Source organism: Phocaeicola barnesiae DSM 18169 = JCM 13652 (genome assembly GCF_000374585.1).
In the GTDB taxonomy this organism is placed as follows: Bacteria; Bacteroidota; Bacteroidia; order Bacteroidales; family Bacteroidaceae; genus Phocaeicola; species Phocaeicola barnesiae.
This window is the reverse complement of sequence record NZ_KB894644.1, coordinates 176761-201493: the sequence shown is the minus strand read 5'-3', so window position 1 is coordinate 201493 and position 24733 is coordinate 176761. Positions and strand designations below refer to the sequence as shown.

Here is a 24733-nt window from a genome sequence, read left to right as displayed (position 1 = left end):
TCTTTTTTTGCAACCCATCCACAATCTTTTCGTAACTTTGGCAGTTAAATAGAGCCTCTGCGGATGGGCAGAGATTCGTCATTTGCAGACTAAAAAGAGAAAAATTTTAATATATCAGAACCATGAAGTTTATAGTTTCAAGTACATCGTTATTCAGCCATCTACAGGCTATCAGTCGTGTCATCAATTCTAAAAACTCATTGACTATCCTGGATTGCTTCCTGATTGAAATGCAGGACGGAACCTTATCCATGACCGCTTCCGACAACGAGACGACCCTGTCTACTTCCATCGAAGTCAGCGACTACGAAGGCGAAGGCTGTTTCGCCGTTTCATCCAAAACACTGCTGGAAGCCCTGAAGGAAATTCCGGAACAGCCGCTGAGTTTCCAGATAAACATGGACAATCTGGAAATCACGGTCGAGTATTTGAACGGTAAATACAGCATGATGGGACAAAACGCCGACGAATATCCGCAGGCTCCTTCGCTGGGCGACAACGCCGTACAGGTGACCATGGCTGCCGACACCCTGCTTGCCGGCGTAAACCGCTGTATCTTCGCCACAGCCGACGATGAACTCCGCCCGGTAATGAACGGTATCTACTTCGACATCACCACCGAAAGCATCACCCTGGTAGCTTCGGACGGACATAAGCTGGTACGCAACAAGACTTTCATGGCCCGGGGAGACGAGAAAGCGGCGTTCATCCTGCCGAAAAAACCGGCCAACCTGCTGAAAAACCTGCTCCCGAAAGAAGAAGGAGACGTACAGATAGGCTTCGACGACAAGAATGCCATGTTCACGATGGAGAATTACCGGATGGTATGCCGACTCATTGAAGGACGCTACCCGAACTACAACTCCGTGATTCCTTCGAACAACCCGCACAAAGCGATCGTAGACCGGGGCAGCTTCATCAGTGCCCTGCGCCGTGTATCTGTCTTCTCGTCACAGGCCAGCAGCCTGATTAAGTTGAGCCTGTCTGAAAACCAAATGAAGATTTCGGCCCAGGACATCGACTTCTCTACCTCGGCCGAAGAAACACTGGCCTGTCAATACGACGGAACCAACATGAGCATCGGCTTCAAGTCTTCTTTCCTGATTGACATCCTGAACAACATCGCCGCACAAGAAGTCATCATCGAACTGGCAGACCCGTCACGCGCCGGTGTCATCGTACCAGAACAGCAGGAAGATAACGAAGACCTGCTGATGTTGCTGATGCCGATGATGCTGAACGATTAATCATATATACAAAAACCATGAAACTGAATCTGAAGAACCCACTGGTATTTTTCGACCTGGAAACTACCGGAACCAATATCAATACAGACCGTATCGTAGAAATCTGTTACCTGAAAGTCTACCCGAACGGAAACGAAGAAAGCAAGACCATGCGCATCAACCCGGAAATGCACATTCCGGAAGCATCGTCGGCCATCCACGGCATCTTTGACAAAGATGTAGCCGACTGCCCGACCTTCAAGGAAGTGGCCAAGGACATAGCCAAGGACCTGGAAGGCGCCGACATCGCCGGATTCAATTCCAACCGTTTCGATGTACCTGTCCTGGTAGAAGAATTTCTGCGTGCCGGCATCGACATCGACCTGACCCGACGCAAGTTTGTCGATGTACAGGTGATTTACCACAAGCTGGAGCAACGGACACTCTCTGCCGCCTATAAGTTCTACTGCGGCAAGAATCTGGAAGACGCACATACCGCCGAAGCCGACACCCGCGCCACCTACGAGGTACTGAAAGCACAGCTGGACCACTATCCGGATGTGCTCGAAAACGACATCAACTTCCTCTGCGAATACTCCAGCTATTCCAAGAACGTGGACTTCGCCGGACGTATCGTATACGACGAAAAAGGAGTGGAGGTCTTCAACTTCGGGAAATACAAAGGTATGCCTGTATCGGAAGTCCTCCAGCGGGACCCGGGTTATTACGGCTGGATACTGAACGGCGACTTTACTCTGAATACCAAAAATGTTTTGACAAAAATCAGACTGCGTGAAAGCAGCCTGGTAAAATAAGCTATGATAAAAGGAAAGAAAATCGTATTGGGGATTACCGGCAGTATAGCTGCCTACAAGGCTGCTGTACTGACACGGGGCCTCATCAAGAAAGGAGCGGAAGTGCAGATTGTCATCACACCGGCAGGCAAGGAATTCATTACGCCGGTCACCCTCTCTGCCCTGACCAGCAAACCGGTCATCAGCGAATTCTTCGCCCAGCGGGACGGTACGTGGCACAGTCACGTGGATTTGGGCCTGTGGGCAGATGTCATGCTGATAGCTCCTGCCACGGCCTCTACCATCGGCAAGATGGCTCACGGCATTGCCGACAACATGCTCATCACCACCTACCTTTCCATGAAAGCGCCGGTCTTCATCGCACCGGCCATGGACCTGGACATGTTCGCCCACCCGGCTACCCAGCATAACCTCGATATCCTGCGCTCGTATGGCAACCACATCATCGAACCGGCATCGGGCGAACTGGCAAGCCACCTGGTAGGAAAAGGACGCATGGAGGAACCGGAAAGAATCATCGAAGAACTGGAAGCCTTTTTCGAACGGCAACAGCAACTGAACGGCAAGAAGATTCTGATTACAGCCGGGCCCACGTATGAGAAGATTGACCCGGTACGGTTCATCGGCAACTACTCCTCCGGCAAAATGGGGTACGCCCTGGCCGAAGTCTGTGCCGAACGGGGAGCCGAAGTGACTCTGGTGAGCGGACCGGTCAACCTGAAAGTCACCCACCCGAACATCCACCGCATCGATGTGGAAAGCGCGGAACAGATGTATGAAGCTGCCGTTTCGGCCTATGCGGACGCCGATGCCGGTATTCTCTGTGCGGCAGTAGCCGATTTCACCCCAGAAACCGTTGCCGGACAGAAAATCAAGCGCGAGAAGGACGACCTGGTACTCCGGCTGAAACCGACCCACGACATCGCCGCCGCCCTGGGAAAACAGAAACAGGCGCACCAGAAACTGGTAGGCTTCGCCTTGGAAACTACCGATGAGGTAGCCCACGCACAGGACAAGCTGAACCGGAAGAACTTCGACTTCATCGTGCTCAACTCTCTGAACGACAAAGGAGCCGGATTCCGTTGCGATACCAACAAAATCACCATTATCGACCGTCAGGCAACTACCCCTTACCCACTGAAGGAGAAAAAGGAAGTGGCTTGCGACATCATCGACCGGTTGACAACCCTATTCAGTTGAGACACATTCAAAGAAAAAAGTTATGCTACAGGCTATCTATATACAGAACTACGCACTGATTGACAAACTGGACATTGACTTTACACCGGGCTTTTCGGTCATTACCGGCGAGACCGGTGCCGGAAAATCCATCATTCTGGGAGCCATCGGACTGCTGCTGGGCCAGCGGGCCGACGTAAAAGCCATCAAGAACGGCGCGACCAAGTGTATCGTCGAAGCCCGGTTCCGGATAGCGACCTACGGACTGGAAGACTTCTTTGCCGAGAACGACATCGAATACGACGAAGAGGAATGCATCATCCGGCGGGAAGTATCTGCCAACGGGAAAAGCCGCGCCTTCATCAATGATACGCCGGCTTCGCTGTCGCAGATGAAGATACTGGGCGAAAAACTGATTGACGTACACAGTCAGCACCAGAACCTGCTGCTCAACAAAGAAGGGTTCCAGCTGAACATTCTGGACATCCTGGCGCAGGATGAAAAGGAACTGTCCGACTATCAGAAAAGCTACCGGGAATACAGGCAGGTATGTCACGACCTGGAAGATTTTATTGTTCAGGCCGAAAAGAGCCGGCAGGATGAAGATTACCTCCGCTTCCAGCTGGAACAACTGGAAGAAGCCAACCTGCAGGCCGGCGAACAGGTTTCGCTGGAACAGGAGGCGGAAACGCTCAGCCATGCGGAAGACATCCTGGCCGGGCTATATAAGGCCGGACAACTGATGGACGGTGACGAGAACGGAACGCTGGCCCTGACCAAAGAATGTATACAGACTTTACAAAACGTATCGAAGGTATACCCTCCGGCCCAGGAATGGCTGGAACGTCTGGACAGTTGCTACATCGAGTTGAAGGACCTGGCCCGCGAAATTTCCGGCAGCCAGGAAGCCGTGGAGTTCAATCCGGCCCGGCTGGATTTCGTGAACGAACGACTGAATCTCATCTATACCCTGCAGCAGAAACACCACGTCAAGTCTGTAGAGGAACTGATAGCCCTCACAGCCGACTATCGGATGCGTCTGGACGCCATCACGTCTTTCGACGAACGGATAGCCGCCCTACGGAACAGGCAGCAGGAACTGTATCAGACTGTACTGCAGAAAGCGGAAGTCCTGACCGAAGTCCGTACCCGAAGCGCCCGCTACATTGAAAGCCAGATGGAATCGCTGCTGGTACCGCTGGGAATGCCCAATGTACGCTTCGCCGTAGAACTGAGTCCACGCAAGGAACCCGATGCCAAAGGTATGGACAGTGTCACTTTCCTGTTCTCTGCCAACAAGAACGGCACGCTCCAGAACGTGGCCTCCATCGCTTCGGGAGGTGAAATCGCCCGTGTCATGCTCTCGCTGAAAGCCATGATAGCCGGAGCGGTGAAACTGCCTACCATCATTTTCGATGAAATCGATACCGGAGTATCCGGCTCCATCGCCGAAAAGATGGCACTCATCATGCAGGACATGGGACGCCAGAACCGGCAGGTCATCAGCATCACCCATTTGCCGCAGATTGCCGCACGGGGTATTGCCCACTACAAGGTATACAAGGAAGATACCGAAACCGGTACAAACAGCCACATCCGACGGCTTTCCGATGAAGAACGTGTGCAGGAAATCGCCCACATGCTGAGCGGAGCTACCCTGACCGAAGCCGCCATGAACAATGCACGGGCACTGTTAGGATACAGTCAGCCCCAATCTTAACCCCAATAAAAAAAGATTATGTTTGAAAAGAATGAAATGATATTCGGCGTCAGAGCCGTCATCGAAGCCATACAGGCCGGTAAAGAAATAGACAAGGTATTAGTCAAGAAAGACATCCAGAGCGATTTGTCGAAAGAACTGTTCGCCACCTTGAAAGATACCTTCATCCCGGTACAGCGGGTTCCCGTAGAACGCATCAACCGTATTACTAAAAAAAATCACCAGGGAGTCGTGGCGTTCATCTCCCCGATTACTTACCAACGCACGGAAGACATCGTTCCTTTCCTGTTTGAACAGGGCAAGAACCCGTTGCTGATTCTGCTGGACGGCGTGACCGATGTACGTAACTTCGGAGCCATCGCCCGTACCTGCGAATGTGCCGGTGTAGATGCCATCATCCTGCCTTCCAAAAACAGTGTAAGCGTAAACGCCGATGCCATCAAGACCTCGGCCGGTGCCCTCCATACCCTGCCGGTATGCCGCGAGAACAACATCACACAGACTATCCGTTTCCTGAAAGACAGCGGATTCAAGATTGTGGCTGCTACCGAAAAAGGAGATTACGACTACACCAAGGCCGACTATCAGGGACCGACCTGCATCATCATGGGTGCCGAAGACACCGGCGTTCCTTACGAACACCTGGCGCTTTGCGACGAATGGATAAAGATACCACTGTTCAGTACCATTGAATCACTGAACGTATCGGTGGCTGCCGGTATCCTGATTTATGAAGCAGTCAAACAACGTGGATTTTCCAACGAAGAATAACCCAACACCAACGAACTCCTATGAAACGAACCATTTTATTACTCGCTTGCGGATTTGCTCTCCAGGTTGGTATGGCCCAGGAGTTACCCAAATGGGCCGGTAAAGCCAAAAAATCCGTATTTTCTGTCATTACATACAGCGCAGACAACAAGATTCTGAATACCGGAAACGGATTCTATATCAACACCGACGGAACCGCCGTATCCGACTATTCCCTCTTCAAGGGAGCCGACCATGCGGTGATAGTCACTGCCGACGGTAAAGAACTGCCCGTCACTTCCATTTTGGGAGCCAACGACATGTACGATGTCATCAAATTCCAGACTACCGTCGACAAGAAGACGGAAGCCCTTCAACCTGCCTCACAAGGAGCAAAGGTAGGCGAAACCGTTTACCTGCTTCCGTATTCCACCCAGAAAGCCGCTACCGGACAGAACGGTACCGTAGCCCGGGTAGATACCATCGATAACTCGTTCTACTACACCCTGAACATGCAGACCACCGAAAAGACGGTCAGTTGTCCGGTCATGAACGGTAACGGCGAAGTCATCGGGCTCATCCAGAAGAATGCGGATGCGGAAAGCAAGGAAAGTTATGCCATCGGAATCGGCTACGCTCAGGGATTGAGCATCAACGCGCTCTCCGGAAACGACTATACCTTGAACAGTATCGGCATCAAGAAAGGACTTCCAGCCGATGAATCCCAAGCACTGGTCTACCTGTATGTTTCCTCTACCCAAAAGACACCCGAAGAATACCTGGCACTGCTGAATGATTTCATCAGCCAGTACCCGAACAATGCGGAAGGTTACCTGCGCCGGGCTACTTTTTACCTGGGCACCGAAGACGCTTCGAAAGCCCCGTTGGCCGAAGAAGATATCAAACGCATGTTTGAAGTATCCGAAAACCAGGCAGAAGCTCATTATAACTTTGCCAAACTGTTATACAACTACAACATTGGCTTAGGCGACAAACAGGGTTACAGCAACTGGAACCTGGACAAAGCCTTGGAAGAGATCAACCAGGCACTCGCTTCGGATGCACAGGGACTCTACTATCAGGTACAGGGAGACATTTATTTTGCCCAGCAGAAATATGCCGAAGCAGCTGCCAGTTATGAAGCCCTAAGCCGCACACCGGTGGGCTCGGCTGCCAGCTATTACTCTGCGGCCAAAGCCAAGGAGCTGATGCCGGAGCCAAACTATGGAGAAATCATCGCCCTGATGGATAGTGCCGTAGCCAAATACAACCAGCCTTACGGTCAGGAAGCGGCTGCTTTCCTGTTTGAACGTGGACGTTTCAAGGCTGCAGCCGGAAAACACCGCGAAGCCGTAACCGACTATACCGCTTTTTATGATGCCATGCTGGGACAGGTCAATGCCGAGTTCTATTATATCCGCGAACAGTCTGAAGTACAGGGGCGCATGTACCAGCAAGCTATCAATGACATCAACAAAGCTGTGGAACTGGAACCGAAGAACGTGGAATATTGGGTGGAAAAAGGAGGTGTCCACATGCGTGTCAATCAGATAGACGAAGCCATCAAAGCACTCCAACAAGCCCTCACGCTGGATAGCCAGAGTGCTGCCGCCTACCGTATGCTAGGCTATTGCCAGGTTCAACAGAACAAGAAAAAGGAAGGACTGGCAAATCTTCAGAAGGCGAAGGAACTGGGAGATACCGTAGCCGAAAGCCTGATTCAGAAATACAGCAAATAAGCAACAACATTCTTCATTCTCAATACATGCATGACTGGAAACGGTCATGCATGTTTTCGTTTATACCGACTGGCACTGCATTAAAAATCATATAACAAATCTAAAATAAGCCGAAACCGGAAAGAAATCGGAACGCTCGATTGTTTCTATGCAAGAAAAATCAAGACAAAAGAACAACTTACCCGAAAATAACGTACATTTATAGCAATGAACTGAAACACTTATTTCTATGAAAAGACTTGGAATCCTCTCAACGGCCGTCCTCCTCTTCCTGGCAGGTTGCGGCACTGTTCCCCTGACCGGGCGTCAACAACTGCTTCTGGTTTCCGACCAGGACGTTTTGTCTTCCAGTCTGACTCAATACAAGGAATACATGCAGGAAGCTACCCGTTCTACCTCCACGACTCAGTCGGCCATGGTCACCCGAGTAGGGAAAAAACTTGCGGCAGCCACCGAAACTTATCTGAGGCAGAACGGACTTTCCTCCGAAATCAGCAACTTCGCATGGGAATTCAATCTGGTTAAGAATGACGAAGTGAATGCGTTCTGTATGCCGGGAGGCAAGATTGTGGTGTACGAAGGGCTGATGAAACTGGTGTCCTCGGACGATGAACTGGCTGTAGTGTTGGGACATGAAATTGCCCATGCCGTAGCCAAACATAGCAACGAACGCATCAGCCAGCAACTGCTGGCCCAATACGGTGCCCAATTGCTGAGCAAAGGCCTGGAAAACAAAAGTACCGCCATCCAGACCGTTGCCGGACAAGTATACGGCATCGGTACCCAATACGGTGTTGTACTCCCCTTCTCCCGCAAACACGAGACGGAAGCCGATTACATGGGACTGGTACTGATGACCATTGCCGGATACAACCCGGACAAGGCCGTCACTTTCTGGCAGAAGATGGCAGCCAACGGTCAAGGCAGTGTACCGGAATTCATGAGTACACACCCCAGTGACAGCCGCCGAATCAGCGACATCCAGAAGGCCCTGCCAGAAATCAAGGCCAAATACTGACACAAAAAATCCGTATCGGAAACCTGTATACCAGCGTCCCGATACGGATTTTTCATGAACCGATAACTCCCTTTTCCTACTCTCCGAATAACGTACAGACCGAAGCCTGGCTTACCTGAATCAAATCGGCCGGAGCCAATTTGACCTGCAGTCCCCGCACACCGGCACTGACATAGATGAACGGGAAATCCATACAAGTATGATGAATATAAGTAGGGAAATGTTTCTTCATGCCGATGGGAGAACAGCCTCCACGGATATATCCGGTCAACGGCAGCAGTTCCTTCATCGGAATCAGGTCACATTTCTTGTTGCCCGAAACTTTGGATGCCATCTTCAAATCCACTTCATGTTCGCCCGGTATGATACAGACAAAATAACCGGACTTGTCGCCGTGCAGGACCAGCGTCTTAAATACCTGCTCGATATTCTCTCCCAGGCTGGCCGCCACATGTACACAACTCAAATCATTTTCGTCCACCTCATACGGAACCAGTTCGTATGCTATCTTATCCTTGTCCAGCAGCCGTGCTGCATTGGTCTTCGCAATCTTTTCTTTTGCCATAATCCTTTTATCCTTTATCTGTTGTTGAATTTCCGACACCTTACCCTCATTTGCCGGACTGAGCCAGTTCTTCGCGGACAAACTTCGGGGTATAGCCTTCCGTAGACTGCGCCACCTGTTCCGGAGTTCCGCAAGCCAGCAACCGACCTCCGCCTTTTCCTCCTTCGGGCCCCATATCGATAATGTAATCGGCCATCTTGATGACATCCAGGTTATGCTCGATGACAATAACCGTATTTCCTTTGGCCACCAGACGTTCCAGTACATTCATCAAGACCCGGATATCTTCAAAATGAAGTCCGGTGGTCGGCTCATCCAGGATATAGACAGTCTTGCCCGTATCGCGCTTAGCCAATTCGGTAGCCAGTTTGACACGTTGGCTTTCCCCACCCGACAATGTCGTAGAAGGCTGTCCCAGTTTGATGTATCCCAATCCGACTTCCTGCAACACCTTAATCTTGTTCAGAATCTGCGGTACATTCTCGAAGAACTCCACAGCCCGGTTGATGGTCATATCCAGTACATCGGCAATGGATTTTCCTTTGTAGCGCACTTCCAGTGTCTCACGGTTGTAACGCTTTCCGTGGCACACCTCACAAGGCACCAGTACATCCGGCAGAAAATTCATTTCAATCACCTTGTAACCGTTTCCGCCACAGGTTTCACAGCGTCCACCCGCTACATTGAACGAGAAACGTCCCGGCTTGTAACCCCGGATTTTCGCCTCGGGCAATCCGACAAACAGATTCCGGATATCCGAGAAGACGCCCGTATAGGTCGCCGGATTCGAACGCGGAGTACGCCCCAACGGAGACTGGTCCACATTCACAACCTTATCGATGTATTCCAACCCCTCGATGCTGTCGTATGGCAACGGGTCCTGTAGCGAACGGTAGAAATGCTGCGACAGGATAGGCTGAAGTGTATCGTTTATCAGCGTTGATTTTCCACTACCGGAAACTCCAGTCACACAAATCAACGTACCTAACGGAAATTCTACATCCACTCCTTTCAAGTTGTTTCCTCTCGCCCCCTTCAACCACAGTGAATGTCCGTTACCCGGACGGCGTTCGGCCGGAATCTCAATTTTCATCTCCCCGTTCAGGTATTGCGAAGTCAGCGTATGGGTCCGTAACATCTCTTCCGGCGTTCCGGCGAAGACCACTTCTCCTCCCAACCGGCCGGCTTTCGGCCCCATATCCACCACATAATCAGCGGCCAGCATCATGTCCTTGTCATGTTCCACCACGATTACCGTATTACCCAAATCACGCAGTTCCTTCAATGAGTTGATGAGCCGGATATTGTCCCGCTGATGCAACCCGATGCTGGGTTCATCCAGAATGTAAAGCACATTCACCAGCTGCGAACCTATCTGAGTAGCCAGGCGGATACGCTGGCTTTCCCCCCCCGACAGACTGACTGAAGAACGGTTCAAAGACAGATAATCCAGCCCCACATCCAGCAGGAACTTCAACCGCGAACGGATTTCCTTCAGGATTTCCGTTGCGATGAGACGCTGCTTCTCCTCCAGATGAGGCTCCACTTGCTGCAACCACTCATACAGTTCGCTGATATCCATCGAAGCCAGTTCATAGATATTCTTATCGTGTATACGGAAATGAAGCGCCTCCTTATTCAGACGCGCCCCTTTACATTCCGGGCAGACATCGGTCTTGGCAAACTGTTCCGCCCATTTTTGTGCCGTTGCCGAAGCATCCTTCTCCTGCATCAGCTGAATATATTTCACGATGCCTTCGTAGGTCACAAAATAATCGGAAGTCGTATGAATTAACGAGCTCTTGATTTTCAGCCGTTCATCACATCCGTACAGGATTTCGTTGATGACATCTTCCGGCAGCTCGCTTACAGGAGTCTTCAAGGTGGCATCGTACCGCTCCAGCAAAGCATCAATCTGCCAGAATATCATGGAGTTCTTATACTTGCCCAACGGAGCAACCGCTCCTTCGTAGACCGATAGCGACCGGTCCGGTATCACCTTATCCACATCAATCAGGTTGACATATCCCAATCCCTTGCAGCGTGGACAAGCCCCTTGAGGAGAGTTAAACGAGAAGTTATGCGGAGCCGGTTCACGGTAAGAAAGTCCGGTTACCGGACACATAAGGCGTTTGCTGTAATGACGTACACTCTCTGTCTGCGCATCCAGTATCATCAGCAGGCCATCGCCTTGGGTCATAGCTGTCGCCACACTCTGCTTGAGCCTTTTCTCCTCCTTCTCGGTCACCACTGTCTTGTCTATCACCACTTCAATGTCGTGATTCTTGTAGCGGTCCAGCTTCATGCCGTGTACGATTTCACGGATCTCACCGTCCACCCGCACATACAGATACCCTTTCTTCCGTACCTGTTCGAACAACTCCTTGTAATGTCCCTTTCGGGTACGTACCAGTGGAGCCAGGATATAGATACGGTGACCTTTGTAGTCCCGATGTATCAGTTCCAGAATCTTATCTTCGGTATACTTCACCATCCGCTCGCCGGACAAATACGAATAAGCCACTCCGGCACGGGCAAAAAGCAGACGCAGGTAGTCATAAATTTCAGTGGTAGTACCTACTGTAGACCGTGGATTCTTATTCGTGGTTTTCTGCTCGATGGAAATGACCGGGCTTAACCCTGTTATCTGGTCTACATCGGGACGTTCCATACCGCCCAGGAAATTACGGGCATAGGCCGAGAATGTCTCGATATACCGCCGTTGTCCCTCTGCAAAAATCGTATCGAATGCCAACGAAGACTTTCCGCTTCCACTCAGTCCGGTAATGACCGTCAGACTGTCACGCGGTATCTCTACATCGATGTTTTTCAGGTTATGGACACGTGCTCCCTGTATGTTTATGGTTTCTTTTCCTTCTGTCATAACTTAATATATCACTGATATTTTGCAAAGATAATGCTTTTTTGTACTTTTGCCACTCAACCAAGAGGAAGAATAAAAAATGAAATTCATTCACACGATTTGTCTTTCGCTGATTTTATCGGCAAGTTCATTTTATACAGGAATATCTGCCCAGACTGCGGACAGCTATTTCCTACATACCGTTTCCAAAGGCCAGAGCCTTTATTCCATCGCCAACATGTATGACACTACGGTAGATGAGATTGTACGTTTGAACCCGGGAAGCGACTCCCAAATCAATACCGGACAAACCCTGAAGATTCCACAGAAACAAAAGACAGCAGGTACCGACCGATCCAAGTCCTTCCACACCATCCAACCCGGTGAAACCCTTTACCAGCTGACCGTCAAATACAAAGTCTCAGCCAAAGACATCTGCGCCGCTAATCCCGGACTGAGTGCCAGCAACTTCAGAATCGGTCAGGTAATCGTTATTCCTGCCGGCTCCACAACGACAGAGACAGCACAGTCATCGCCGGAACAGTCGGCTACGAATAAAAAGAAACAGACCTGGAAAGAAATGCACAAGGTAGAGCGGAAAGAAACCATCTTCAGCATCAGCCAGGAATACGGTATCACCCAAGAGGAACTGATTGCGGCCAATCCTGAACTCCGTACACAGAAACTGAAAAAAGGAATGTTCCTGTTTATTCCTTATCCGAAAACCGAAACACAGGAAAAGACACCGGCTACTCCTACAACAGTTCCTACCAACGAAGAACTATTCAGCGAAAGCCAGTTCGAACGGAAAAGCATTCATACGATCAAAGCCGCCATACTACTCCCCTTCATGATTGGAACAGACAACAAAGACGAACAACAACGTATGACCGAATATTATGAAGGAGTGCTGCTTGCTCTTAACGAACTGAAAGCACAGAACGTATCGGTAGACCTTTATACGTATGACACCAAAGGAAACACAGCTACACTCAATGGGATTCTGAACAAAGGAGAACTGAAGAACATGGATATCATCATCGGAGGTGTACGGACTGCCAATATCAAGTTGCTGGCCGACTATGCCGCCAAAAACAATATCCGACTGGTTGTCCCGTTTGCCAATAAAGTAGATCAGGTATTCAATAATCCGAACATTTATCAGGTCAACACCCCTCAGTCTTATCTGTATTCCGAAGCTTATGAACATTTCATCCGTAAATTCAAAGGAATGAATGTCATTTTCCTCGATACGAATAACGGAGACAAGGATAAGAATGAATTTATCAGTGGATTGAAAAAGGAGCTGAAAGACAACCGTTTCACCTACAGTCAGGTAAACATCAACACCCAGACGCCACCCGAGAAACTGATAGCAGCCATGGATACCCTTTCCGAAAGTATCTTTATTCCGGTATCGGGAAAGAACTCTGCTTTGGCTCAGATTTTCCCGACCTTATTACAGGTACGCCGCAGTCATCCTAATATTCAGATGCATCTGTTCGGTTATCCAGAATGGCAGACCTATACACAGGAATATCTCTCCAACTTCTACGAGCTGGATACCTATTTTTATTCTTCATTCTATACCAACAATCTGTTCCCTGCTGCCGTACAGTTCAGCAAGAATTACCGTAACTGGTATGGAAAAGAAATGGCTAACTCTTATCCCAAATATGGCATGTTAGGATATGATACTGCCTATTTCTTCCTGAAAGGACTGGCTCAGCAAGGCAACAAGCTGGAAGACAACCTCGACCGGATATCAGTTACTCCGATACAGACCGGATTCAAGTTCCAGCGGGTAAACAACTGGGGCGGATTCATCAACCAGAAAGTGTTCTTCGTTCACTTCACCAAAGATTATGAACTGATAAAAATGGATTTCGAATGATGAAAAAATACCTCCTTTTAGGATTGACACTGTTTCTTTGCCTGGCAGTACAACCTGTCATGGCTCAGTTACAGGATGAGCGCCACAATTTTTCCATCGGCGTGAATGGTGGAGTCAACATCAGTTCTGTGAGTTTCATGCCCCGCATCAGAGAGGGGAAACAGATAGGCCCGTCCTTCGGATTGACAGCACGCTATATCTCTGAAAAATATTTCAGCATGATTTGTGGCATTCAGATGGAGCTGAACTATTCCCAGCGTGGATGGAAAGAAGTATACGAAGATGAAACGGGAGATACCTATCACCGTGCCATGAACTACCTGGAACTTCCGATTCTTGCCCACCTGGCCTTTGGCAAAGATGAAGGAAACGGACTGCGATTCATAGTCAACCTGGGACCACAGTTCGGCTATCTGCTCAACGAGAAAGAGACTTTCAACTGGGCCTCCGAACGCACCGGTGAACAATATGGGAAGATGGCCGACCGGAAACTCGACTATGGTATCGTAGGCGGAGGAGGTGTAGAAATCCGGACTGGTATCGGACACTTCCTGATAGAAGCCCGTTATTATTACGGATTGAGCGATTTTTACAACAACTCGAAGAAAGATTATTTCGAACGTTCCGGACACTCTTACATCGCAGGACGTGTGACCTACCTGTTCGACTTGAAAAAATAACATCCACTTAAAACAAATTATAGTACATGAAACTGATATCTTGGAACGTGAACGGACTGCGCGCCTGCTGCGACAAAGGCTTCCGCGACGCTTTTCTGTCACTCGATGCTGATTTTTTCTGCCTGCAGGAAACTAAGATGCAGGAAGGCCAACTGGATTTAGCGTTCGACGGCTACTCATCCTACTGGAATTATGCCGAAAAGAAAGGATATTCCGGAACCGCCATCTTCACACGTCACCAACCGCTATCTGTAAGCTACGGTCTGGGAATCGATGAACACGACCACGAAGGACGTGTCATCACCCTGGAAATGGAACAGTTCTATCTGGTAACCGTTTATACCCCCAACTCACAGGACGGCCTGAAACGCCTGGACTACCGCATGACCTGGGACGATGATTTCCGCAACTACCTGCAGGAACTGGACCGGAAAAAGCCAGTACTGGTATGCGGCGACTTGAACGTAGCCCATCAGGAAATTGACCTGAAGAACCCGAAGACCAACCGGATGAATGCCGGCTTCACCGACCAGGAACGCGGAAAATTCCAACAACTGCTGGATGCCGGCTTCGTAGACACCTTCCGCCATTTCTATCCAACCCAGGAAGGCATTTATTCCTGGTGGTCATACCGCTTCAAGGCCCGCGAGAAGAATGCCGGATGGCGTATCGATTACTTTCTGGCTTCCGAACGCCTGAAGCCTCAACTGGAAGGTGCACGCATCCACACAGAAATCTTCGGTTCCGACCATTGTCCGGTAGAAGTTACGGTTCATTTCTAAACCTCCCTCCTATCCGATGAAGAACAGTGGTTTCACCTTGAAAAAACGTCTGAAGAGTTTCCGCTATGCATGGCACGGCATCGGACTGCTTATACGCTACGAACACAATGCCTGGATTCATACCTTCGCCGCGGTTTGCGTCATCGTAGCCGGTTGTCTGACCGGACTTTCAGCCACCGAATGGATAGCGGTCACTTTTGCCATCGGCAGTGTACTGGCTGCCGAAGCCTTCAATTCTGCCATCGAAGCCCTGGCCGACCGTGTGAATGAATCGTACGACGAAGCCATTAAGCGGGCCAAAGACCTGGCTTCAGGAGCTGTCTTACTACTGGCCATCGCTGCGGCCGTAGTAGGACTTATTATCTTTGTACCGAAACTGTTCCCGGTTTCACTATAAACTTACCACATGAAGAAACTGTTATTGTCGCTAATCATCTTCAGTTGCTGCTGCTCCGCAGTCTACGGTCAGGAACTGCAAGTATCCGGTAGTCGGAAAGCGGTCCGCACTTCGGGCGATGTAGGTGCTGTCCTGCTGCCTGTAGCCGGGCTAACAGCCATTTTAATAGAAAAAGACTGGGAAGGTCTTAAACAAGGGGTCTTTTCCGGCGCGACTACGCTGGGTGTCACTTTTGCGTTGAAGTACCTGGTCAAAAAGGAACGGCCAGACCACAGTGATTTCCACTCTTTCCCTTCGATGCATACCTCGGTATCATTCACTGCCGCCGCCTTCATCCAGCGACGTTACGGATGGAAATGGGGAATTCCGGCTTATGTAGTCTCTACGTATGTCGGCTGGAGCCGGGTGTACGGTAAAAAGCACGACTGGATAGATGTAGCTACCGGTGCCCTTATCGGTACAGCCAGCTCATACATCTTCACCCGTCCCTTCGCCCGTAAACACGACCTTACCCTGAGCCCGATAGCCGGCGACGGGCACTGCGGAATCTACGCTTCCCTGAAATTCTAGTTATCCCGCACTCGTTTCAAACAAGCTCCATTCTCACCATAGACAAACAAATAAAGCGCCTCACAAGAGACGCTTTATTCTTTATCCGGAGCCCAAACCGGGCAGGCTTAATCAATTGAAATAATACAGGAATGTAGCGATACCTTCCAAAGCCTTTTTCTTCTGGTCCTTGATTTCAATCGAGAACTTGATTTCAGCTTTAGCTACACCACGCAAGTTGACCAACGAATGCAAATCGGCTGTCAGACGAACGCTCTGTCCCGACAAGACGGCCTGACCGAACTTCATCTTATCCATCCCGTAGTTCACCATCATCTTCAGGTTATTCACTTCAATGATCTGATTCCAAAGGTAAGGAAGAAGTGACAGGGTAAGATAACCGTGTACAATGGTACTCTTGAACGGACTTTCTACTTTGGCACGTTCCGTATCCACATGAATCCACTGATGGTCGAGAGTTGCATCCGCAAACAGGTTGATGCGTTCCTGCGGAATCTCCAACCAATCAGAAATGCCGATTTGCTGGCCTACTAGCTTTTCAAACTCTTCGTACGAGTTGATGATAACTTTACTCATATCTATCTCTTAAAATAAACGAAATGCTTTATATCGAGACAAATTTAAGTAAAATTCCGCACAAAAAGATTATTTATTTTAAAAAAGTATACACAATTCCGAAAAATGTGCAATAAATTCCGACTTTTCTGAAGCTATCAACCTTTCAGGCCGAACTTTTCCAGGTCTTCGTCCGCCGAAGTAATACCACCGATACCGAAATTCTCGACCAGTACCTTGACAACACCCGGCGAAAGGAAAGCAGGCAAAGTAGGTCCCAGGTGAATCTGCTTCACCCCCAGACTCAGTAAAGCCAACAGTACAATCACTGCTTTCTGCTCATACCAGGCAATGTTGTATACGATAGGCAACTCATTGATATCATTCAAGCCGAACACTTCCTTCAGCTTCAAGGCTATGAGTGCCAACGAGTAACTGTCATTACACTGTCCGGCATCCAACACCCGGGGGATACCGTTGATATCACCCAAAGGCAACTTGTTGTATTTGTATTTGGCACAACCTGCTGTCAGAATAACCGTATCCTGTGGCAACGCCTTGGCAAATTCAGTATAGTAATCACGGCTTTTCATCCGTCCGTCACAACCAGCCATGACGATAAACTTACGGATAGCTCCACTTTTCACCGCACCGACTACCGCATCGGCCAATTGAAGCACCTGATTGTGCGCAAATCCACCTATCAGTTCACCGGTTTCCAGTTCTGTGGGGGGCTCACACTGATGTGCCAGTGCTATCACCTCCGAGAAGTCCTTGCGTCCGTTGGCATCTGTTTCCAGGTGACGACATCCCGGATAACCGGTTGAATTACCGGTAAACATACGTTCCTTATAAGCAGCATTCTCCAAGGGCGGCACAATACAGTTGGTAGTGAAGACAATCGGTCCGTTGAATGCGGCAAACTCTTCACGCTGCTTCCACCAGGCATTCCCATAGTTCCCTACAAAATGCTTGTATTTCTTGAAAGCCGGGTAATAATGTGCCGGCAGCATCTCGCTGTGCGTATAGACATCGATGCCGGTACCTTCTGTCTGTTCCAACAAGTCTTCCAGGTCACGCAGGTCGTGACCGCTAATCAAGATACCCGGCCGTTTTCCTACACCGATATTTACCCGTGTCATTTCCGGATGACCGTAACGCCCCGTATTGGCTGCGTCCAGCAAAGCCATGGTCTGTACCCCAACCTCACCGGTACGGAGCACCAAAGCAACCAGTTCATCGGCCGACAACGAATCGGCCGTGATGCGGGCCAGCGCTTCCTGCATGAACGTATGTATCGACTCGTCGGAATGCCCCAAACGCATAGCGTGTTCGTGATAAGCCGCCATTCCTTTCAGTCCGTACACCAGCAGTTCATTCAGCGAACGCACATCGACATTCGGCTCCCGCAAGACACCCACTGTTTTCGCCTTATCGGAAAAATCAGTACGGCTACCATTCCACGTCAGTTCGTCTACCTGCGGCAATGCCATACCTGCCTGGACAGCCAGCGCCACCAGTTCATTCCGCAACTCCAGTCCGGCTTCTACCCGACGGAGAATGCTCTCCTCATCAAAGTTCGCATTGGTGATGGTACAGAACAACGCATCTGTCACAAACACATCCACACGATTCCGGTCAAAGTCTACCGACTGTCTCCGCAATGCTGTGGCGGCAACCGAGACACCCCGAACCACAAAGAGTAACAGGTCCATGGAGCACGCTGTAGACGCATTCTTTCCACAAACACCTTTCAGAACACATCCCACTCCCTTGGCGGCTTCCTGACATTGATAACAAAACATATTTCCTTCCATTTCGTTGAATTTTAAAATGATTTCTATTTTCTTTGTGCAAAGATGGAGAAAACCGCTCCCCTATTCTGTCACCCATGTGACAGAGATTCTGAATGATTGTTAAAAAAGAAGCCTATGGATGCAAGAACCCTGACCCGATTGCCGATATTTGAAGGATGTAGCGAAGAAGCCGCCCGCCAACTGCTGGCCGAAGCCCCCAACAGTGTACGCCGATACCCGACGGATACCTTCATCGCCCGCCAGGGAGACACCTGTCGTTCCCTCTATATCTTATGCAGCGGAACAGTACGCGCCCAGATGGAAAGCGCAGAAGGCAAACTGCTTACCATCGAAATCATGAAAGCGCCCGAAGTCTTGGCACCGGCATTTATTTATGCCGCCGAAAACCGCTTTCCGGTACATATCGAGACTTTAGAACCTTGCGAGGTTTTCCTGATGGACAAGAACCGCTTCCTGCAGTTCATGCACCAATACCCGGTAGTGATGCAGAACTTCCTGCGTGAAATATCGGACCGGAGCCAGTTCCTGAGCAAGAAGCTGAACGAATTTGCCCTGCAAAGCCTGAAATCACGGCTGCTGAACTATCTGCAAATCCACAAACGTATCCGCAACCAGCAGGAAGTAGCCTTCATCCTGGGGGTAGCCCGTCCTTCATTGGCACGTACACTGGCGGAACTGATAGCGGAAGGAAAAATCAGTATGGAGGGCAAAGAGGTAGTAATTCTGAAATAATCCCTGACCAGCCAGCTTCGGTCCAATCATCCGGTATACAACATAGAAACCCAACCGTACAGATGAACTCAGTTGGATAACAGCATCCAGGGTGAAACCGGTTCCGACCTTTTCTTACCGGTCGTCTGCCTAGACCGCCGGACAGGAGGTTCAGGAATATCGTCCTTTCCATTCTCCCATACCTGCCAGCCATCTATCAACCGGATAAGCCGTGCAACGGCCTGGGAACAATTTTCCGGATAAGTCAGATACTGCACAAACCAAAGCTTCTGCCGTTGTACGTATTTGGCATGAAAACGATGCCCCCTGATGGCCTGACCTGCTATATAAAGCGGACCAGAAAGGATAAAATAGTCATTGCCATAACGCCAGTCATCAGCATAAAGTTCCCGGGCAAAACGCTCCATTCCCTGGCGTAACGTAAGGTTGTCTGAATTCAAGAGTACGAAAGCCGTCTGTACGATTTCTTCCTTATTCCAGAAACGGAACTGACAACATCCCGTTTCATTTATGAGCGAATCGGGTACCTGCTCAAAAAAGGAAGGATAATACACCGTATAGCCATAAAATTCGTTTCGATAGACATTCATGCTCGTAACATTCATGGCCTTCTCCAGCTTCACCGGCAATGGTGTTTCCGTCTCTTCATGCTGTGAAATAAAGAAAGCGACCAGCACAATACTTCCTAAAAAAAGGAAGATAAACCGCCGCATACCGATGCTATGTCTGTTGCCATTTCTACCTTGAAGCATCGGTCACTCCTTTCATCCTGCATTCCTCAGGAAAGCTCCAGCTTATCTCCCGATTCAAAGATTCTACATTCGTTTTCTTCATGACTTACAGTGCTTGTCCGGCAACAAAAATACAATACCCGTCCGAAAGCATCCACCCAAAGACCCTGACATTTCACTGACATCTTACTGACTACCCTTCCTGACTCCGTTTCATAGTTGCCAATCACATTCAACGCCTATGGAAGAATACGCAAGTGCCACCAAGGAGCTCTATTTTAATGTTTAACTGATTAGGAATTGCGCCAAATAAATTCTACCTTTGCTTAAGCGAAACATAATAAAATGAACCAGCCATGAACAGACTCTATCCGGTAGGCATACAGAATTTCGAAAAAATCAGAAAGAACGGGTATATCTATGTCGACAAGACAGCATTACTTTATCAGTTGGTAAAGACAGGGCAATACTATTTTCTGAGCCGCCCCCGACGGTTCGGTAAAAGCCTGACGATTTCTACCCTTGAGGCTTATTTTACCGGAAAACGTGAGCTCTTCAAAGGACTTGACATGGAGCAGTTGGAGAAGGACTGGACTGTACATCCGGTACTGCACATGGACCTGAACACCGAGAAGTATGATACGGAGGAAAGTCTGGAGCACAAGCTGGAACTGACTTTGAAGCAATGGGAAGAAGAATACGGTTCCAACCCCGATGAATATTCAGTAGCAACACGGTTTGAAGGAGTTATCCGCCGAGCAGCTCTCAAGACAGGATGCAATGTGGTAATCCTGATTGATGAATACGACAAGCCCATCCTCCAGACCATCTCCAAACCCGAATTACAGACCGAATACCGGAATACCCTGAAAGCGTTCTATGGTGCCCTCAAGTCATGCGACGGCTACATACGATTTGCCATGCTCACCGGAGTGACGAAGTTCAGCAAGGTAAGTGTGTTCAGCGACCTGAACAACCTGATGGACATTTCCATGGACAGACGGTATGCGGAACTTTGCGGCATAAGCGATGCGGAACTACACAAGTATTTTGAAGAGGACATACATGCACTGGCAGATGAGCTCGGTACAGACTATGCCCATGCCTGCGAACTGCTGAAAGTGAACTACGACGGCTATCATTTCTGTTACAAATCAGCCGGAATGTACAATCCCTTCAGCTTGCTCAATACCTTCGCTAAAAGACAGATAGGAAGCTACTGGTTTGAGACGGGTACGCCTACCTACCTGGTGGAACTCATGAAACTGCACCACTACAACGTGGAAGAGATAGAGCACATCGTCACCAGCGGCCCTGTGCTGGATTCCATCGACGCGGCTTCCACCGACCCTGTACCGGTCATCTACCAGAGCGGCTACCTCACCATCAAGGACTACAACGCCGAGTTCGAGAACTATACCCTCGGATTCCCAAACCGTGAAATAGAACAGGGATTCTTCCGCTTCCTGCTCCCCCACTACGCTTCGGTAAGTACCAGCCGGTCACCTTACGAGATACAGCGTTTCGTGGGAGAAGTCCGCCAAGGAGATGTAGACGGTTTCCTGAACCGCCTGCGCACCTTCTTCGACGATACCCCATACGAACTGGTACGCTACCGGGAAGTGCATTACCAGAACATCCTGTACATCGTTTTCAAGCTGATGGGATTCCATACCGAGGTGGAATACCGTACCTCACGGGGACGGGTGGACCTTGTATTGAAAACCGCCGACTACATCTATGTCATGGAGTTCAAACTGGACGGAACGGCCGAAGAAGCCATGAGGCAAATTGAAGAGAAAGGCTATGCCGCTCCTTTTGCGGCAGACGGAAGGAAAGTCATCAAGGTGGGTGTAAACTTCAGTGAAGAGACAAAGAGCATTGATAAGTGGATTGTGGCTTGAACAGATTCAGACATACATCTCTGATACCTAGATTTCTTCCTAATAAGTAATGAGGGATAACTTTTTTTTATGACAGAATCTCGTCCGGATATCGTACCTTTGCCGTAGAGAATCAAAATCATTGCATCACATGTATCAATCTATCCGCCCTTGGCTGTTCCGTATCGATGCGGAAAAAGCCCACAACCAGATTATCACCCTGCTTCACCTTTACCGCCACCTGGCACCGGTTAGAAGTCTGACCCGTATACTCCATCAGCCCAAAGCCGCTGCGTTCCAATGGGAGAACCTGACATTCAAGAACCGTGTCGGCCTGTCCGCCGGATTCGACAAGGAAGCAAGCTGTTTCGACGAACTGAGTGACTGGGGATTCGGTTTCATCGAGGTAGGTACAGTCACCCCCGAGAAAGTGGCCGGAAATCCCTCACCCCGCATTTTCCGATTACCGAAAGATAACGCATTGGTTTCACGTACCGGCTTCAACAATCCGGGAAAAGACATCTTCCTGAAAAACCTGCAACAGAAACAAAAAGGCAAATACATTCTGGGAATCAATATCAACACCAATCATCCGGACGATGAGAAACAGGCCCAAACCGAAATGGCCGACCTTTATCAGGCATTCAGCGAATATGCCGACTATTATACCATCAACTGGGGAAGTATATCTGATGAAATTCTGAGTGCCGTACTCATTGCCATACTGCATCAGAAACAAATATACCACAAGCCTGTCTTCTTGAAACTACCGGCCGATGTCCCCATCGACAAGTTGGATGAGATCATCAGTTTTGCCTGGCGGCATCACATCGACGGATTCATCGCTACCGGACCTACTCAGGACCGTTCCCTGCTCATCCATTCTGCTGAAACCGAAATCAAACAGGCGGGTGCCGGTGGAATCAGCGGCTTACCGGTCATCCATAAATCCATAGAGGTAGTCAGATATTTGTCGGCTCACGCCCCCAAAGAAATGTTGATTATCGGAGCCGGAGGTATCCTTACCCCGCTGGAAGCCACTTCCATGCTGAAAGCCGGTGCCCACCTGGTACAGATTTATTCCGCTTTCATTTACGAAGGACCTGGAATTGTCAAACGCATTGCAGAAGCATGCAATCCATAAATCCTCCTTTTTCTAAAGGACAACTCTTTCCGAAGCTGTCCTTTAGAGACTCTTATTCTTACATACGGCTCTTCTGGCTTTCTCCTGCTCCGGTACCCTTGTATTTGCTCTTCGTGGCATTAAACTTGTAGTGGAGAGTCAAGGCTATGCTGCGACGCACTTCCTAGTTTACTGCCATAACACGGTTTCCACTATACAAAACAGCCTTTGCGGCGCTTGAATTAAACAAATCATCAGCCTGAAGCCTGATACTCAGACGCTCATCAAAGAAACTTTTATAGAAGCCTACATTAGCATACCAGCAACCTTCAGCTACATACGCATTTTCATTATCCCCCGGAGTATCCGCTCCCAAATCTATGTCCAGACCAAATCCGAGCGGCAAACTGAAGTGATTACGAAACGTAAGTGAACCCATGGGATTATCGAAGTTCTCCAGACCGCCGGGTACAAATTGTTCAGCCGGTTGGTATACGTATATTCACCGCCTAACGAAAAATTTCCTTTCCACAACGGATGTTCTGCCACTAGCTTTGCGGCATATAACGTATTTTTATCCTTGCTCTCACTGGTAACAGTCTGTTCTTTCCGTTCACCGTCTGCCGAAAGTATTTCTTCCAGCATTTCCTGCGGTATCCTGTTCTTTTGCCAAATCCCGTCTGCATTAAAGTCAATATGCCAGTTTCCCACCTGTCCGTTATAATACATATTCAGCGTATGACCGGTACTTTCATAATTTTGCCATCCCACATTGCTGCTTTTCTCATAAGGGATATTGTTCTGAGCTACATCCGTCTGCATATCAATATCATCGTGAAATTTAGGAGTGCGGTCATAATTGTAACGCATCCCCAATGAATGGTTCTCATTGAACTGGTAATTGAGGGAGAGCATGGCAGCCATGTTCTGAATATGTTTCCAGTTATATAAATACGATTTCTGTGTCCATGTACGGTCCAGAAAAGTTTCCTGTTCGATATGTTTGTTGTTTTCGCTACGCCTGTCATTACCCGAAATCATACCCGACAAATCAAAGCCACCTTTACGGTAATTGAAATCCAATACATCGCGTACTGTCCAATCATAACGATACTCGGTATAGAAACGGTTGTCGAATCCGAAACCTTCGCCTTGCGGTTTTTTAGTACGAATGCGGATAACAGCATTCACCATCGCGTCATAGCGTGAACCGGGATTGTTTACCACTTCCACGCTTTTGATGTTATCCGAAGAAAGCTGGTTCAGTTCAGAATTGTCCCGTACCTTACGACCGTTGATGTAAATTTCCGGAGCGCCTGCACCGAACACACGGACTTCTCCATCATCGGCTGATACCCCTGGAAGCTTGTCCAGCAAATCCTCCTCTGTCCCTGCCTTTTCAAGGATGCTACCCTGTACAGTAGTAACCATAGCATCCCCTTTCAGTTGCATCTTGGGAAGACATATTACTTTCTCTTACTCATTGAAAACAAAGAACTTACAAAGATTGTCAGCTTGACAGGTAACGATTTGGAAACCAGCGGGCTTCTCTATTCTGCAATGTTCTGCATCAATCAAAAGAACGCTTTCCTCATTTGCAAAAGTAGTATTTTTCTCCCTCATTGCCAAAATTATTCCTCTGAAAAATAGCGAAAATTACACTCCCACAACATAATAAGCCCTATTAGCGAAAA

The 24733-nt window shown here is 49.0% G+C and carries 22 protein-coding genes; 15 read left to right on the top strand and 7 right to left on the bottom strand.

Annotation, left to right across the window (positions count from 1 at the left end; genetic code table 11):
* The first annotated feature begins 122 nt into the window (after nt 1-122).
* The 7 genes from dnaN (at nt 123) to C510_RS0103145 (ending at nt 8447) form a co-directional block, all read left to right on the top strand.
* Nucleotides 123-1247 (top strand): DNA polymerase III subunit beta, encoded by a 1125-nt coding sequence (gene dnaN / locus C510_RS0103175; protein ID WP_018709894.1) that lies wholly within the window; start codon nt 123-125, stop codon nt 1245-1247.
* Nucleotides 1248-1264: 17 nt separating this feature from the next.
* Entirely contained in the window at nt 1265-2041 is a 777-nt protein-coding gene (locus C510_RS0103170; protein WP_018709893.1) for a 3'-5' exonuclease, read from the top strand.
* A 3-nt stretch (nt 2042-2044) separates the two neighbouring features.
* Nucleotides 2045-3241: a bifunctional phosphopantothenoylcysteine decarboxylase/phosphopantothenate--cysteine ligase CoaBC gene (gene coaBC / locus C510_RS0103165; protein ID WP_018709892.1), complete on the top strand. Its 1197-nt coding sequence runs from the start codon at nt 2045-2047 to the stop codon at nt 3239-3241.
* Between the two features lie 22 nt (nt 3242-3263).
* A complete protein-coding gene (recN, locus tag C510_RS0103160; protein WP_018709891.1) occupies nt 3264-4940 on the top strand; it encodes a DNA repair protein RecN in 1677 nt (558 codons plus the stop codon).
* Between the two features lie 18 nt (nt 4941-4958).
* Nucleotides 4959-5711, top strand: coding sequence for a 23S rRNA (guanosine(2251)-2'-O)-methyltransferase RlmB (rlmB, locus tag C510_RS0103155; protein ID WP_018709890.1), 753 nt, complete (start codon nt 4959-4961; stop codon nt 5709-5711).
* 20 nt (nt 5712-5731) lie between these two features.
* Nucleotides 5732-7429, top strand: a complete 1698-nt coding sequence (locus C510_RS0103150; protein ID WP_018709889.1) for a tetratricopeptide repeat protein — start codon at nt 5732-5734, stop codon at nt 7427-7429.
* Between the two features lie 229 nt (nt 7430-7658).
* A complete protein-coding gene (locus tag C510_RS0103145; RefSeq protein WP_018709888.1) occupies nt 7659-8447 on the top strand; it encodes a M48 family metallopeptidase in 789 nt (262 codons plus the stop codon).
* Between the two features lie 76 nt (nt 8448-8523).
* Here the strand turns inward: C510_RS0103145 and ybaK are convergent, their stop codons facing one another.
* Together ybaK and uvrA are read right to left on the bottom strand one after the other, a co-directional pair.
* Nucleotides 8524-9012 carry a Cys-tRNA(Pro) deacylase gene (gene ybaK, locus C510_RS0103140; protein WP_018709887.1) on the bottom strand — a complete coding sequence of 163 codons (489 nt, stop codon included), beginning with the start codon at nt 9010-9012 and terminating at the stop codon, nt 8524-8526.
* A 46-nt stretch (nt 9013-9058) separates the two neighbouring features.
* Nucleotides 9059-11896, bottom strand: coding sequence for an excinuclease ABC subunit UvrA (uvrA, locus tag C510_RS0103135; RefSeq protein WP_018709886.1), 2838 nt, complete (start codon nt 11894-11896; stop codon nt 9059-9061).
* Nucleotides 11897-11975: 79 nt separating this feature from the next.
* Here uvrA and C510_RS0103130 point away from each other — a divergent pair, with 79 nt between their 5' ends.
* From C510_RS0103130 to C510_RS0103110, 5 genes are read left to right on the top strand one after another with little or no spacing between them, the layout of a single operon-like run.
* Nucleotides 11976-13769 (top strand): PBP1 and LysM peptidoglycan-binding domain-containing protein, encoded by a 1794-nt coding sequence (locus C510_RS0103130; RefSeq protein WP_018709885.1) that lies wholly within the window; start codon nt 11976-11978, stop codon nt 13767-13769.
* Complete coding sequence (locus C510_RS0103125) at nt 13766-14449, top strand: porin family protein (protein ID WP_018709884.1); 684 nt, start codon at nt 13766-13768, stop codon at nt 14447-14449. Before C510_RS0103130 ends, C510_RS0103125 begins: the two co-directional genes overlap by 4 nt.
* 26 nt (nt 14450-14475) lie before the next feature.
* A complete protein-coding gene (locus C510_RS0103120) occupies nt 14476-15231 on the top strand; it encodes an exodeoxyribonuclease III (RefSeq protein ID WP_018709883.1) in 756 nt (251 codons plus the stop codon).
* 16 nt (nt 15232-15247) lie between these two features.
* Nucleotides 15248-15628: a diacylglycerol kinase gene (locus C510_RS0103115; RefSeq protein WP_018709882.1), complete on the top strand. Its 381-nt coding sequence runs from the start codon at nt 15248-15250 to the stop codon at nt 15626-15628.
* Nucleotides 15629-15637: 9 nt separating this feature from the next.
* Entirely contained in the window at nt 15638-16198 is a 561-nt protein-coding gene (locus C510_RS0103110; protein ID WP_018709881.1) for a phosphatase PAP2 family protein, read from the top strand.
* Nucleotides 16199-16309: 111 nt separating this feature from the next.
* Here C510_RS0103110 and C510_RS0103105 read toward each other — a convergent pair whose 3' ends face one another.
* Together C510_RS0103105 and hcp are read right to left on the bottom strand one after the other, a co-directional pair.
* Nucleotides 16310-16774 (bottom strand): MaoC family dehydratase, encoded by a 465-nt coding sequence (locus tag C510_RS0103105; protein ID WP_018709880.1) that lies wholly within the window; start codon nt 16772-16774, stop codon nt 16310-16312.
* Between the two features lie 137 nt (nt 16775-16911).
* Entirely contained in the window at nt 16912-18570 is a 1659-nt protein-coding gene (hcp, locus tag C510_RS0103100; protein ID WP_018709879.1) for a hydroxylamine reductase, read from the bottom strand.
* A gap of 114 nt (nt 18571-18684) precedes the next feature.
* On the opposite strand from hcp, the gene C510_RS0103095 reads away from it, so the two are divergent.
* Nucleotides 18685-19302 carry a Crp/Fnr family transcriptional regulator gene (locus C510_RS0103095; RefSeq protein ID WP_018709878.1) on the top strand — a complete coding sequence of 206 codons (618 nt, stop codon included), beginning with the start codon at nt 18685-18687 and terminating at the stop codon, nt 19300-19302.
* A 68-nt stretch (nt 19303-19370) separates the two neighbouring features.
* Here the strand turns inward: C510_RS0103095 and C510_RS0103090 are convergent, their stop codons facing one another.
* Complete coding sequence (locus C510_RS0103090) at nt 19371-20054, bottom strand: hypothetical protein (RefSeq protein WP_025892173.1); 684 nt, start codon at nt 20052-20054, stop codon at nt 19371-19373.
* Nucleotides 20055-20389: 335 nt separating this feature from the next.
* Between C510_RS0103090 and C510_RS0103085 the strand changes: the two genes are divergently transcribed.
* A complete protein-coding gene (locus C510_RS0103085; protein ID WP_018709876.1) occupies nt 20390-21937 on the top strand; it encodes an ATP-binding protein in 1548 nt (515 codons plus the stop codon).
* Nucleotides 21938-22067: 130 nt separating this feature from the next.
* The gene (locus C510_RS0103080; RefSeq protein ID WP_018709875.1) at nt 22068-23060 is read left to right on the top strand and encodes a quinone-dependent dihydroorotate dehydrogenase; all 993 of its coding nucleotides are present in this window, start codon (nt 22068-22070) and stop codon (nt 23058-23060) included.
* 163 nt (nt 23061-23223) lie between these two features.
* On the opposite strand, the gene C510_RS16055 is transcribed toward C510_RS0103080, so the two are convergent.
* Nucleotides 23224-23478, bottom strand: a complete 255-nt coding sequence (locus C510_RS16055) for an outer membrane beta-barrel protein (protein WP_081621811.1) — start codon at nt 23476-23478, stop codon at nt 23224-23226.
* Nucleotides 23418-24491 (bottom strand): TonB-dependent receptor, encoded by a 1074-nt coding sequence (locus tag C510_RS0103075; RefSeq protein ID WP_018709874.1) that lies wholly within the window; start codon nt 24489-24491, stop codon nt 23418-23420. The genes C510_RS16055 and C510_RS0103075 overlap by 61 nt, the downstream gene beginning before the upstream one ends.
* Nucleotides 24492-24733 lie beyond the last annotated feature (242 nt).